Raw genomic sequence first — 12,445 nt, 5'->3', positions numbered from 1 at the left:
GATCCAACGCGTGAATAAAAAGTGTGCTGAAACGTCTTAAACACAAGCCAAAGCTAAGTGTGGCATAGATAAATTAAGATCTAGGCATCAAAAATAGAGAAATGCGTAAGATGAAAAATCAAGTACTTTGATCATGCTAATAATTTTGATAAAGGGCTAGCTCAATTCAGGTTAATATTTATGTTCAGTAATTTTCTGCAACCCAAATGCGCTATTAAATGCATTTAGAGCGGTAACTGTAAGGTATCAAAAATTTAAACCCCCGAATTTAACATGCAAGTGCACCACATATAAAAACGAGATAGAAATAGGCACCTCTTAGCTTCTAGCGCATCATGCAATACAGCATTATGGGACAGACACAAATCATTTCTGGTCAGTGGTTAAGTTCAGGTCAACCCATTGGGACTTTGGACGATACAGGCAACGCCAAAGGAAAACCCGCTCATGTGCATTATTCTATCTTGTCACTTGTCCCGCTACCTTGGCTTGTAACACTTGAAACCCAAGGCTGGAAAAAGATGTTTTATTTAGATCCAAGTAAGGCTTTGGTGGAGTGAGTTATTTTACTTTGCTAAAGGGCGTTATTTGATCTGTGGCAACTTTACTCAATGGGCTTGTTACTCCTTGCGCGCCTTGTTGGATAACATGAGTATAAATTTGTGTTGTTCTAACATCTGTATGTCCAAGTTGAGCTTGCACAGTTCGGATATCCGCACCATTTTGGAGTAGGTGAGTGGCAAAAGAATGCCTAAGAGTGTGTGGAGTGACAGGTTTTGTGATCTTTCCCCTTGTTGCTGACGTTTTTACCGCTCTTTGAATTTGCCGTGGGTCCAAATGGTGACGGCGAAGTTGTTGTGTTTCAGGGTCGATACTCAATTTGTGAGAGGGTAGTAAATAATGCCAACCAAGTTGTTTGTTTGCGCTTTTATATTTATCTCTGAGTTTGTGTGGCAACCAGACTCCAGCATATTGCTTGTTTTGAATATCTCTTTGTAAATACGCACTGACGACTTTGATTTGTTGATGAAGTGGCTCTATGAGGTGAGCGGCAAGTGTAACCACTCGGTTTTTTCCTCCTTTACTCTGCCATATGCGAATACAATGGTAATCAAAATCAATATCTTGTACTCCTAACCTCAGTACTTCCATCAGCCTTAAACCACTGCCATAAAGCAAAGATACTGCCAGTAAATGTTGATGAGGGCAGTGTGTTAGCAGTGCTGCGATTTCCCGTTCAGTCAATACAATGGGTAGCTTTTGTTGGCGGTGGCTTTTATTAAACTTAAGCGATAGGCTCAATGGTTGTTTGATGATCTCTTTATACATATACACTAGTGCATTGAGCGCCTGAGCTTGTGTATTTGCAGCCACGTTTTGTTGGTTGGCTAGGTGACTTAAAAACTATTCTACCGCTTCCTCATCAAGTGTTTTTGGGTGCAATAAATTATGAAATCGAATAAAGGCAGTTATCCAATAGAGATAACATGAAATAGTACTTTTGGCATATCTTTGCGTATACATATGTTCCTGAATCATGGATAAAAATGGTGATTTCATATGCAGTTCCATTTTAAATTATTTATATGTATATATATACAGTACTTGGTATTTGTCAAATATCACTGTTATACGACAAGTGACATATATTAACCATTTCTAGTTTGGTGACATTTGCTTAACTTATTGTTATGGTTGAGGGTATTAAAGTGCGTATTTGAAAAGCTGTTGTTATGCGGCAGACATTACGCTGTTGTTATGCGACATTTGTCGTAGATAAAAATGTTAACTATACAAGGAGAATTACATATGACTTCAGCAGAAAGAATTGGTATTCCGATTGTCTTACTTAGTGGTCTTTGGGGCGTTTTTGAAGTTATTTTAAAAGCTTTTGAGTTATTGAATAAAAGTAGAGATTTATTTCTTAAAATAACTCCAGAAACACAAGCTACATTTGGTAAGCTAACTCCGAAACTGATTTTTTGGAATGACTGGCTCCCGCTCTGGGTTGCAACAGTTGCCTTTTTAGGGCTTTTCGCATTAGTTATGATAAAAATACCGAATTTTGTGAGCCCTGACACACCAATTATACAAAAAAATGTAAAAAGCATCTGCTATACAGCTTCAACATTACCTGCTTTTGGCTGTTTAGGTTTTTTTATTGGTGGTATCAGCGATATAGTTGCACTGTATAGTTAACAAGGCCTTAAAGTCGGATTCGCAATAGTTGGCTCGATTCCGCTTCGCTTCACATTTTAGCCAACAATTACTCACCGCTTAAGGCGGCGTTATGTTCTATATTGTTTTATCAAGGTTCAAGTGACAGAATTATGAATGATAAAGTTACTAAATGGTTGATTTTTGGAGCAGGTTTAGCGCTTGTACCTTTACTTGCGGTTTGGATTTGTAGGCTAATCTTTGGTCAAGATAGCAGCCTAGTAAATTTATTATCTCAGGGGGAGTTGCTTCTTATTACTGCAGGGCTTTGCGCTGCTGGGATTGGTGAACTTATTGGTTCAGGAGAGGATTATAAAATTGCAAAAATAATATCTGGAGGGATTTCCGTAGGCATGTTGCTTGTGTCAGCTCTTATATTCTCAATTGTGTCCAATCCGGCCATTTTAAATACCCCACCGAATGTAGATGTGATATCGACAGCATCAATTATAATTTACTGTTGTGCATTCCTTTCTAGCGGCACTTGTGCCTATTTAGCGGAGTAATATTATGTCATTTATTATAGAAGCTGCTGTTATCGGAAGTGTTGCAAGTACATTGGTTTCAGTTGTTACGGCCGTAATAGCTAAGCGTAATAAAAAACAAGAAAAAGATGAAGGTATCGATGACTTAGGTAAAGCTGAAGCAGATCTCCATGAAATAATAAAACAGTTAAAGAATAAGAAAGGCGATGAATCTCCCGAGATTAAAGAGCATTTAAGTAAACTAATAAGTGAAATAAAAGAGACAGAGGCGTTGCTTGAAGTCGAACATAACAAGCCACTCAAGCAGGACAAATAAAGTTTGGCTTTTGCTCCTACGTCGCTAATTATAGCCAAACTGTTATTTGCCTCTTAGTGGGGCGTTAGTTTTTTGAAGGAAGCGGATGGTTACTGCAACGACAGCTTTTAACGATATTCCGATAGAGTCATTTTTTGTTAATCGACATCGGGAATTAGAGCTTCTATCTGAACACAGTAAGAAGCCTGGAACTTGCATTGCCGTGACAGGCGTTGGTGGAATTGGTAAAACGGCGCTTCTTAGAGTCTTTGAAAGTAAGTATTCTAGTAGATTTTTGGGTGGTGTTTTTCACCTGTCCGGAGGAGAGGGATTACCCGACATTCAGCATCATTTGGAAGCGCTGAGAAATTCCGAGCATCACTCCTTAGTTGTTGTCGATGATGTAGAGCTGCTTAATGCATCAGAGGTAAGAAACATTTACGAAACTGTAGTAAATGAATCTCTATCAACACTAATATTCTCTGGTCGCCTAGTTCCGATAAATGAAATTCCAAACGCTAAGGTAATCACCCTTTCCAGTTTGAATGCGGCTGATTTAATCAAAGCGAGGTTAAAGATAGCGCCAGAAAGGGCTGATATTGATAAAGCCCTAGAAATAATTGAAGGTAATGCAGCTTTATTACAGCTTCTCGTATCTACGCCGCGCGAAATCATACAGAAGCTACATGATTCATTCGTTCCAGAATCTGTGCGTGTACCTGAAGTTAGTGAAGCGCGCATTCAAAATATAAGAGTCGATATAAATCAAGAAAAAGACTCTGGGCCAGATTTAATCAGCATTGTTTTATCTTTAATCCTTTTTCTCGCAGCACATGTTTCGTCACTTGAAACCGAAGAAAATATTATCAATGAAATACATGGGTTGCAGGAAGTACTAGAGGCTCAACTACCTGAGGAGAAGCGTGAGAGTGGAATCAATTGGCACTATGCCACGACATTTCTCAATTTAAGAAGTTCGCCGGAAGTAAAAAGCGATAACGTTGTTACTGTTTTGGATCCAAATCAAACATTTTCTGTATTTTCGGTAAATCGTGGTTGGGCTGAAATATCTTATAAGGACTACGTGTCATCAAGAGAATTGAAAGGCTGGGTTTATAGCAAATACATAAGGCCAGCAGATGAAAACAAAAACTAACAATCACATCCAGCCGACCCAAAAACCGCTGCGCGTTTTTCGGTCGGCTGATGTGAGGCGTTAGTTGCGAGTATTAGGATGACTCCAGACCTAGAAAAAAGATGGAAGGCCGGTGACAAACCATTCGATGGAGAAATACTCACATCTGCTACAGACAGTAGTATGGAAACGCTATTAAAAGTAATGAAATACTTCATGGATATGGTTGTTGATCCGTCAGAGAAGATATTTCTATATGATGACTGGCACGAGCATGATGGATTTATTACCAACAGTAAAATATTGTCTGTCGATGTTTTGAAGTCAAAAATTAACAGTAGTGAGGCCTTGAAAGCTAGTACGCATGGAGATTACGAAGTTCGTACAGCGGTATATTCTGAAAGTAATAACTGGCTTATGCGTTGGTGTATTGATTTAGAAGATGATGCGTATTGTGACTTCGAATTTTGTATTTCCAAGTCGGCAAATTGTAAACCATTAGAACTTATGCACTCAATAAACCGAGATGAGCTAAATAGAACTAACGCAAAAGACTACTTTGATCGTGCTTACGGCGGGTAGCAACTAACAAAGCTATTCACCGGAACAGCAGTCCTTCGTTGCAATTTATGCACTACGCTGCCGCTCCGTTAACAGAAATTACAACTACAGCCAGCTGTCCAGTGATAGCGGCGTTATATGCCAAAAGGATTCGGATGTTAACTTTAGAAAAAGATGAAAAAGCCGAGCAGGTGTTCATCCATGCCTCACCAGAAAAGCTTCGTTGGTTAGCATCTCGATTAGAGGCTATTGCAGCGCAAGCCGAAAAGTCAGGAAACAGCATTATGGGACAGACACAAATCAATTGTTTACATTGTGCTATTTAACACTGTTTAAATATCTAGGTTTTAAGTGGTGGTGAAGAGGGGTGACAAGAGCACGAAAGGCACTAATAGATTTGTCTTCAATGCCTTATATCATTCATTGGCACGGAGCGTACGATGTGCCTTTTTATGCGGAGAGGGTGAGTACATAGGCAAAAGCTTTGACCACAGACGAACGTGGCTGGTAGAGCGTATAAGCAGTGTATTTACGATATAAGTTGCAGTGTACGCCATCATGAGCACTGTCGGACAGACACAAATTCATTTTACCTATCAAATCGTGCCTATTTCATGTCAACTGTGTCCCATTAAACAAGCCCTACACGCTATGGGCACACAACAATCTTAATTAAAGATAAAAAATATCCATAATGCGGCTTGATATCTATTACAATTAAAGATAAATTTTGTCCATAAATGACAAGGGCAGATTTTAGCGATATGAAAATAGGAAAAGGCGTTGAATGGGCAGCGCATAGTTGTGCGCTGTTAGCTTTATTGCCTGCAAATGCAGCATTAGCTTTGGAAGCACTTGCAGATTTTATTGGGGTGCCTTCGCCTTATTTGGCGAAACAGATGCAGTTATTGAGTAAAGCAGGAATAGTAAAGGCAAAACGAGGTGTAGCCGGTGGGTATAAATTGGCGCGACTACCTGAAACTATTTCTTTGTGGGATATAACAGGGGCAATCGACGGTACAACTCCTAGTTTTCGCTGTACAGAAATAAGGCAAAAGGGTTCATGTGGCGCTTCTTCTGACGAAGTGCTTACAGCCTGTAAAATTGCAGCCTCTTTTAAACATGCTGAAGATAAATTTAGGCAAGAGCTAAATAATGTCAAGCTTCCAGAATTAGTCGCTGGGATCGCACAAGATGTCAGTGATCAACGAAAATCTCGAATTAAAACATGGATCGAGCAAAATGCCGCATTTTCTACTTGAGGGTAAGTAAAAATCTAGCCTTTAAATATATACAAATAAATCACCTGAAAAAATAGGAACATTTTAATGTTTGCCGACTACCGTTTACCTCATCATATCTCAATTAATATCTGCGCTCGCTTTCTTTTCACATCGTTATTTTTGCTGTCCGGCATTACTCACTTTACTAATGTACCTTATTATTTGAGCTTAATGCCCGAAGTAATACCATATAAAGTAGCCTTAATTTGGGTTTCTGGCATTGTGGAGTTGGCTGGTGCATTAATGATTTTATTTAACTGGAAACCTAAACTTGGTGGGTGGTTGCTGGTGCTTTTTTTACTTCCGGTAACAGTTGTTGTGCACGGATATGAGATGCTGTATGCAGAACATGAAACTATCCGCGCATTGCAACAGGCGCATTTCCTCAAAGGCTTTTCACTAATTGGTGCGGCTTTGTTAGTTACTCAGGTTGGAGTATCTCAAAAAGAGCAAAATAAATAGACTTGTTTGTAATCGCAATGAAACAGACACAAATTCATTGCTTAAACTAGGCTCTTTGACTACTGTTTAAATATCCAGTTTAAAGTTAAGGTTAAGGAAATGACAAGAGTAAGGAAGGGATTAATAGATTTGTCGTCGACGTCTTATTACCACTTAATAGCACGGTGTGTACGCCGTGCTTTTTTGTGCGGAGAGGATAAGTACACAGGTAAAAACTTTGACCATAGACGGACATGGATAGTAGATAGAATAAAACTGTTAAGTGGTGTTTTTACCATTGAAATAGCTGCGTATGCCATCATGAGTAATCACTATCATTTGGTTGTAAAAGTGAATAGGCAGCAAGCTCTGGGTTGGACAGAGGAAGAGGTGATAACGAGGTGGTACAAGCTATACAAAGGTAGTCCACTCATTGATAGATACCGACACGGTGAAACATTGAACGAGGCTGAGGAATTACTTAAATCTGAGCTGATTGAAAAGTGGCGCGCCAGACTGTACGACATTAGTTGGTTTATGAAAAGCCTCAATGAATACATAGCAAAGAGAGCAAACAAGGAAGATAACTGCACGGGTAAGTACTGGGAAGGGCGATATAAATCACAGGCTTTATTAGATGAAGCAGCACTGCTAAGTTGTATGGCATATGTGGATTTAAATCCAATCCGAGCGAATATGGCAAATAAGCTAGAGGGTAGCGATTTTAAATCGATTCAAGAGCGAATAAAGCAACTCAAAAGTTCCAAAAAAAACGTCAATCAGTTAAATAAAAATGAGACGAAACGTCAAACCAAACAACCCGTATCATTAATACCGTTTGGCAAAAGAGAGCAAGAACATACATTACCGATCTCACTATGGGATTACCTTGAACTTGTTGAATGGCGGGCCGTCATGTGTGCTCCGAAAAGAGAGGTTACATACAAAAAGGCATGCCCTGTATTCTTGCATCACTGAGAATTGAAGAAGCGACTTGGTTGGATAAGGTAAAAAACTATGGAACGCGCTATGGTAATTTTGTAGGTTCTCAAACCGTATTGAGAGTGCATGCGGCAAAAAATGACGTTAATTGGTATAAGGGGGTTGGGTAGTTAGTTTAAGTCTCTCTTTCTCCACTCTAAGCCTTCATCTGTTTAGTAAGATGAAAATATTCCTAATGGAACTTTATTTCTAGCATTAAAAGCACTTGATAGTTTTTCCTAGTACTGGCGGTAACACATAGGAATATATAGCTGTAATACGATTGGCTTTCAAAAATGCAAAATAATGTGCCTGTCCACTTTATTCCTTTTTACAAATGTGTCTGTCCAACTTATTACACAACTCATTACAACTTATCTAATACAAAATTTATCCGTTTTTTATTAAAGACCAACATGTCAGATGAGGAAAAGAATTAGAATGTGCATTTTTTAATCGGTTAAACTCAAAAAATTCAATTGGAAATAAAATTTTTTATAAAAAAACTATTTAGACTCATTCAATAGTCTTTTGAGGTTTAAATATTAAATGCTGCATAATTTTTTAGTGTGAATTGAGAAAAACTAATAGTTGACAGAGCTGGAATAATTATAATTTCAGCAATGAATCGCCCCTGTTTAAGGTTTTATGCAATTTTTTAATGACTAAATCGATTGCCAAAGTGGCATAGTGAAGGAAATTGTCGTGTTTATTCTACAAAAGTATAACAAACCAGCCCTTTGTATATTTTTGGGTTTTTAATCTGTTATTTTGAATAAAAATTCACGCCTGCTTTTGCGGCTTTCAGCGACTTTTTTGTTTTTTTAATTAATGAGTTGCAAGCTTTGATTTCCCTCGTTTTTTTGATGTTATTTTTCGTATTTTTTCTTGCTAAGATGCCCCCGTTTTTTACTTACAGAATTAGGAAGGACTTAGGATGAAGTTAAAAAATACATTCATATCTCTATGTACTGTTGCAAGTTTGGTTGCTTGTAATAGTGTCTCTTCAGACTCAAAACCACTTTCTGCAGGAAGTCTTTCAACTGAACGAGCTGAAACTGAATCAACTGTGGTATTTATTCATGGTGCACATTTACGAGGCTCAGCTTGGCAACCTGTTGCAACTGAATTAAAAAATGCTCAAATCGTACCACATATCTTAGACTTGCCTGGCCGTGACAATAAGGTCGCACCAAAAACCATAACCTTAAGCCATGCAGCTGAGGCATTGTGTAAGCGCACAAATGGCTTACCACAACCGCAGGTTTGGGTTATGCATAGTCAAGGTGGAGCCGTTGCTCATGAAGCACTCGCCTCATGCAATCGAGCTGAAGTGAGTCACTTAATTTATGTCAGTGCAGTTGCCCCATTCGAAGGTGCTAAACCTTTTGCGTTATTAAATAAAGATGATGAAAGCAACTACTTTAAAGGCGTGACTTACGAAGATGGTTGGATGAAAATCACTAATCAATCGGAGTACGTTGCTTCATTTACCAACACCAAATCAAAATCTTTACAAGCAAAGGTTTGGACACAATCTGTTGATGAACCAGCCGTGACGGGCGAAGGTAAAGTGCATCTAAATAAAGACAAGCTAGATACCATTCCAAAAGTGTATGTGTTTGCAAAAGAGGACAAGATCATTTCGTATACGACACAGCAAAAAATTGCTCAGTCTATTGGTGCGACAAAAACCTATAGCATTGAGTCTGGTCACTTACCTATGATCACACAGCCAGTAGCTTTAGCTGACGCAATAAAATCTGCTTTAAGACATTAACTTTCATAGAAATTTTATCTATCGTTAAAAGGACTTTTTAATGAAGAACAATACTCTTGCCCATAGTGGCAAGCCAATGACGCTATTAAATAGTGTCAGGGCACTTACTGCCAACAGTTTAAAGGGTGCACCATCTGTAACCATTATAGGGGCTGGCATTGCAGGTTTAACTAGTGCATACGAATTAGTTAGACTCGGTGCAAAAGTGACCATTCTAGAAGCAGATCCAGGTCATATTGGAGGCCGTGTAAGAACTTTGCGCGAGTCTGACACTCTATATGCCGAGTTGGGTGCCATGCGTATTCCAACGCACCATCAAGTTACGCGCCAGTATATTGCTGAAATGGGCTTAAATTTGCGTCCGTTTGTGCAAGATAATGTGCGCACTCATGCCATGATCCGTGGGAAAAAAGTAGCGCGCAGTCCAGAAGGCTTTGAACTTTTAAAAAGTGCTTTTGAACTGACGGCTAAAGAGCGTAGCATGAGCGCAGATAATATGTGGGACCTTGCGGTCACTGAGGTGTTGAATTCATTATCTGATAATGAAAAACAGGCCCTATATGAAAAAAAGTTAACTACTAAAAAACTCAAAGAGCTTGATGCAATGTCACTTAAAGATGCGTTTAAGCAGGCTGGGTTAAGCTCAGAAGCACTCGAATATGTATCTTCTATTTATGGTGTTTCAACTTTGCTGCATACCGCTTTTTCAGAGCATTTAAGAGAGCAACTTGAGCGTGTGTGGTTCGAAGGTTTTGACGAAGTAGTGGGTGGCACTGATCTATTGGCAAAACACCTACACCAACGTATTGCGGGTCAAGTGGACTTTTTGGCCGGAGCTAAAGCGGTAGAAGTTAAAAACCTGACAGACAAGGTGTCTATTTGTTATCAGTTGAGAGATAGAAGCAAACACACTATAGAGTCTGATTACGCAATTTGTACCCTCCCATTTGGTGTGTTGGGTAAAATCGATTTTCACAACAGCATAAACCCTAAAAAAGCACGCGCATTTGCACAGGTGCACTATGACTCTGCAACTAAGGTGTTGATCAGGACCAAAAACCGCTTTTGGGAGCTTAAAGAAAAGATATATGGTGGCAGTACCATATATGATGCAGGCCTTGGTCATACTTGGTACCCAGCCGACAATGCGGTAGCAAAAGATAAAGCCATATCGAATGCCGCGAGCTATCTATTAGCCTCCTATACTTGGGGCCAACACGCACGACGTGTTGATACCCTTAACAACTTTGAACTCAAAGAGCTACTTTTTACGGAACTTAAGAAAGTGCATCCCTATATTGAACGGGATGACATTTTAAGTGTATTGCGCTGGAGCTGGAGCAACCATACTCATTCAGCAGGTGCTTACGCGTTTTTCAACCCAAGGGACCATCAAGACTACTACGCGCTAATGAGCGAGCCCGAGCATCGCCTATGTTTTGCCGGGGAGCATTGCTCTGTATATCACTCTTGGATCCAAGGCGCATTGGTTTCAGCGCTTGAAGCCGTTCAATACATTCACAAACAAGCTTAAAATTTTAAAATTTGACTTTTGTAATAAGGAAATATGATGTCTTATACAGTCGCAGAGTTTATTACGCTCAGACTTAAACAGTTAGGTTGCCACCATGTTTTTGGTGTGCCAGGTACTTCTTGTTCTGATTTTATCGACAGTTTGGTCGCCGATCCGGATATGCACTTTATCAATACTGTCAACGAACTAGAAGCTGGTTATGCTGCAGACGGATATGGTCGACAAGGTGCACTTGGCGCTGTGTCTGTTGCTTATGGCGTAGGTACATTGAGCATGGCAAATGGCATTGCCAGCGCTTTAACTGAGCGCGTACCATTGGCGGTTATTAATGGTGGTCCAACTGACAAAGATCTCAGCCTTGAGGCCGAGTATGATGTTTTATTTTCCCATTCAACGGGGTTTGGTAAAACCGATTTACATGTCTTCAAAGAGTTGACTCTTGCTGCTGAGGAAATTCGTGATTTAGACGGTGCTGCTGATCGTATTGACCAATTGCTCATTACCGCATTAGAACAGTCTGGTCCGGTCTATATCGAAATCCCTCAAGATTTATGGAAAAAACCAATCGGACACTTTTCTGCAAATTTAAATTACACAGCAAGACGCCATAGGGCAGGTAGACGCCAATTTGTTCGTGCTATTAAAAACACACTGACTGATGCCAACAAGCCCGTCGTATTGCTTGGCGCTGAGCTCGTCCGCTTTGGATTAATTGATGAAGCGATGCAGTTTGTTGAGTCGCAAGGACTGCCATTTTATACAACGCTACTTTCGAAATCTTTAGTTAGTGAGTCACATCCGCTATTTTGCGGCGTATATGACAGTGATTTGGCACCTTCAACCATTACACAAGGCGTCGAGTCATCGGATTGCGTAATTGCACTTGGTTGTTTGTTTGGGATTGATCATCGCTTCATGGTAGTTTCCCTAAAAGATAAATTGATCCGTGTTGCATTTAATAAAGCGATGGTGGGCAATAATGTACTACGTAAACTCTCTTTAGGCACAGCATTAGAAGCCATCAATGCTCTCCCTAGACTCAATACGCAACAAAATTCCATACCAAGTGTCGCCGGCTTGAGCTATCAACAACGACGTGAACAATGGCAATCAAAATTCGAAAATGACCCATATTCAGGTGCTTTAGGTCATGACGGTATTTTTGCAGCCATCGGAGATTTTTTAAATACCACTCAATCTCCATACTACATCAGTTTAGATACCTGTTTGGCGAGCTTTCCGGGAGCGGATATTCCCGTTATGGACACTCAATGCTTCTTAGCAAACCCAATTTGGCTTTCTATCGGACAAGGCACACCTGCAGCGATTGGAAGCTATTTTGCTACGGGTAAACGACCGCTCATTGTCACAGGTGACGGTGGGTTCCAGATGGTCTCTCAGGCATTCTCTTCGTTTGTACAGAACAATATTCCTGCAATTATCGTTATTGTCGACAACGGTTCATATGCGATTGAGCAATTCTTGATTGATGGCACATTCTTTACTGAGCCGGGTAAAGCCCCGCTGGACTATGTAATGCTTAACGGTTGGAAGTACGAAAATATGCCTCATGTATACAACGGCGGTATAGGGTTAAGAGTAAACACCTATGAAGACCTGCTAGGTGCTTTACAGCACGCGCATGCGCGATCTGATCAACCTTGTGTGATTGCGGCACAGATCCCAATGAAAGATCTCCCCGCAGAAAACCGTGCCTTTTTGGGTATTTAACC

General features: G+C 40.0%; 13 protein-coding genes and 1 pseudogene. 13 read left to right on the top strand and 1 reads right to left on the bottom strand.

What is annotated here, in order from left to right:
• Window positions 1-335: 335 nt before the first annotated feature.
• On the top strand, window positions 336-560 hold the full coding sequence (locus QNM18_RS00765; RefSeq protein WP_284136468.1) for a hypothetical protein: 225 nt from the start codon (window positions 336-338) through the stop codon (window positions 558-560).
• Between the two features lies 1 nt (window position 561).
• Here QNM18_RS00765 and QNM18_RS00760 read toward each other — a convergent pair.
• Window positions 562-1,560 (bottom strand): annotated as a pseudogene (locus QNM18_RS00760) (integron integrase).
• Window positions 1,561-1,809: 249 nt separating this feature from the next.
• Here QNM18_RS00760 and QNM18_RS00755 point away from each other — a divergent pair.
• The 12 genes from QNM18_RS00755 to QNM18_RS00700 all read left to right on the top strand — a co-directional run bounded on the left by QNM18_RS00755 (window position 1,810) and on the right by QNM18_RS00700 (window position 12,443).
• Window positions 1,810-2,199, top strand: coding sequence for a hypothetical protein (locus QNM18_RS00755; RefSeq protein WP_284136023.1), 390 nt, complete (start codon window positions 1,810-1,812; stop codon window positions 2,197-2,199).
• Between the two features lie 131 nt (window positions 2,200-2,330).
• Window positions 2,331-2,723, top strand: coding sequence for a hypothetical protein (locus QNM18_RS00750; protein ID WP_284136022.1), 393 nt, complete (start codon window positions 2,331-2,333; stop codon window positions 2,721-2,723).
• Between the two features lie 4 nt (window positions 2,724-2,727).
• Window positions 2,728-3,018 (top strand): hypothetical protein, encoded by a 291-nt coding sequence (locus QNM18_RS00745; RefSeq protein WP_284136021.1) that lies wholly within the window; start codon window positions 2,728-2,730, stop codon window positions 3,016-3,018.
• Window positions 3,019-3,103: 85 nt separating this feature from the next.
• Entirely contained in the window at window positions 3,104-4,153 is a 1,050-nt protein-coding gene (locus QNM18_RS00740; protein ID WP_284136020.1) for an SH3 domain-containing protein, read from the top strand.
• Window positions 4,154-4,231: 78 nt separating this feature from the next.
• A complete protein-coding gene (locus QNM18_RS00735) occupies window positions 4,232-4,714 on the top strand; it encodes a hypothetical protein (protein WP_211012180.1) in 483 nt (160 codons plus the stop codon).
• Window positions 4,715-4,848: 134 nt separating this feature from the next.
• Window positions 4,849-5,019, top strand: coding sequence for a hypothetical protein (locus QNM18_RS00730; protein WP_211012179.1), 171 nt, complete (start codon window positions 4,849-4,851; stop codon window positions 5,017-5,019).
• Window positions 5,020-5,457: 438 nt separating this feature from the next.
• Window positions 5,458-5,955: an RrF2 family transcriptional regulator gene (locus QNM18_RS00725; RefSeq protein ID WP_211012178.1), complete on the top strand. Its 498-nt coding sequence runs from the start codon at window positions 5,458-5,460 to the stop codon at window positions 5,953-5,955.
• 66 nt (window positions 5,956-6,021) lie between these two features.
• Window positions 6,022-6,438 carry a DoxX family membrane protein gene (locus tag QNM18_RS00720; RefSeq protein ID WP_284136019.1) on the top strand — a complete coding sequence of 139 codons (417 nt, stop codon included), beginning with the start codon at window positions 6,022-6,024 and terminating at the stop codon, window positions 6,436-6,438.
• A 99-nt stretch (window positions 6,439-6,537) separates the two neighbouring features.
• On the top strand, window positions 6,538-7,395 hold the full coding sequence (locus QNM18_RS00715) for a transposase (protein ID WP_349774882.1): 858 nt from the start codon (window positions 6,538-6,540) through the stop codon (window positions 7,393-7,395).
• A gap of 940 nt (window positions 7,396-8,335) precedes the next feature.
• Window positions 8,336-9,178 carry an alpha/beta hydrolase gene (locus QNM18_RS00710; RefSeq protein ID WP_284136018.1) on the top strand — a complete coding sequence of 281 codons (843 nt, stop codon included), beginning with the start codon at window positions 8,336-8,338 and terminating at the stop codon, window positions 9,176-9,178.
• 40 nt (window positions 9,179-9,218) lie between these two features.
• Window positions 9,219-10,712 carry a flavin monoamine oxidase family protein gene (locus tag QNM18_RS00705; protein WP_284136017.1) on the top strand — a complete coding sequence of 498 codons (1,494 nt, stop codon included), beginning with the start codon at window positions 9,219-9,221 and terminating at the stop codon, window positions 10,710-10,712.
• 36 nt (window positions 10,713-10,748) lie between these two features.
• Entirely contained in the window at window positions 10,749-12,443 is a 1,695-nt protein-coding gene (locus QNM18_RS00700) for a thiamine pyrophosphate-binding protein (RefSeq protein ID WP_284136016.1), read from the top strand.
• Window positions 12,444-12,445 lie beyond the last annotated feature (2 nt).

Origin of the sequence: Pseudoalteromonas obscura (genome assembly GCF_030135505.1) — a bacterium.
In the GTDB taxonomy this organism is placed as follows: Bacteria; Pseudomonadota; Gammaproteobacteria; order Enterobacterales; family Alteromonadaceae; genus Pseudoalteromonas; species Pseudoalteromonas obscura.
Note: the sequence above shows the minus strand (reverse complement) of the source record. Positions and strands in the feature narration are given on the sequence as shown.

Bases quoted from the DNA above. Each gene is read 5' to 3' on its own strand.
- QNM18_RS00765 (WP_284136468.1), top strand. From the start codon at position 336: ATGCAATACAGCATTATGGGACAGACACAAATCATTTCTGGTCAGTGG.
- QNM18_RS00755 (WP_284136023.1), top strand. From the start codon at position 1,810: ATGACTTCAGCAGAAAGAATTGGTATTCCGATTGTCTTACTTAGTGGT.
- QNM18_RS00750 (WP_284136022.1), top strand. From the start codon at position 2,331: ATGAATGATAAAGTTACTAAATGGTTGATTTTTGGAGCAGGTTTAGCG.
- QNM18_RS00745 (WP_284136021.1), top strand. From the start codon at position 2,728: ATGTCATTTATTATAGAAGCTGCTGTTATCGGAAGTGTTGCAAGTACA.
- QNM18_RS00740 (WP_284136020.1), top strand. From the start codon at position 3,104: ATGGTTACTGCAACGACAGCTTTTAACGATATTCCGATAGAGTCATTT.
- QNM18_RS00735 (WP_211012180.1), top strand. From the start codon at position 4,232: ATGACTCCAGACCTAGAAAAAAGATGGAAGGCCGGTGACAAACCATTC.
- QNM18_RS00730 (WP_211012179.1), top strand. From the start codon at position 4,849: ATGTTAACTTTAGAAAAAGATGAAAAAGCCGAGCAGGTGTTCATCCAT.
- QNM18_RS00725 (WP_211012178.1), top strand. From the start codon at position 5,458: ATGAAAATAGGAAAAGGCGTTGAATGGGCAGCGCATAGTTGTGCGCTG.
- QNM18_RS00720 (WP_284136019.1), top strand. From the start codon at position 6,022: ATGTTTGCCGACTACCGTTTACCTCATCATATCTCAATTAATATCTGC.
- QNM18_RS00715 (WP_349774882.1), top strand. From the start codon at position 6,538: ATGACAAGAGTAAGGAAGGGATTAATAGATTTGTCGTCGACGTCTTAT.
- QNM18_RS00710 (WP_284136018.1), top strand. From the start codon at position 8,336: ATGAAGTTAAAAAATACATTCATATCTCTATGTACTGTTGCAAGTTTG.
- QNM18_RS00705 (WP_284136017.1), top strand. From the start codon at position 9,219: ATGAAGAACAATACTCTTGCCCATAGTGGCAAGCCAATGACGCTATTA.
- QNM18_RS00700 (WP_284136016.1), top strand. From the start codon at position 10,749: ATGTCTTATACAGTCGCAGAGTTTATTACGCTCAGACTTAAACAGTTA.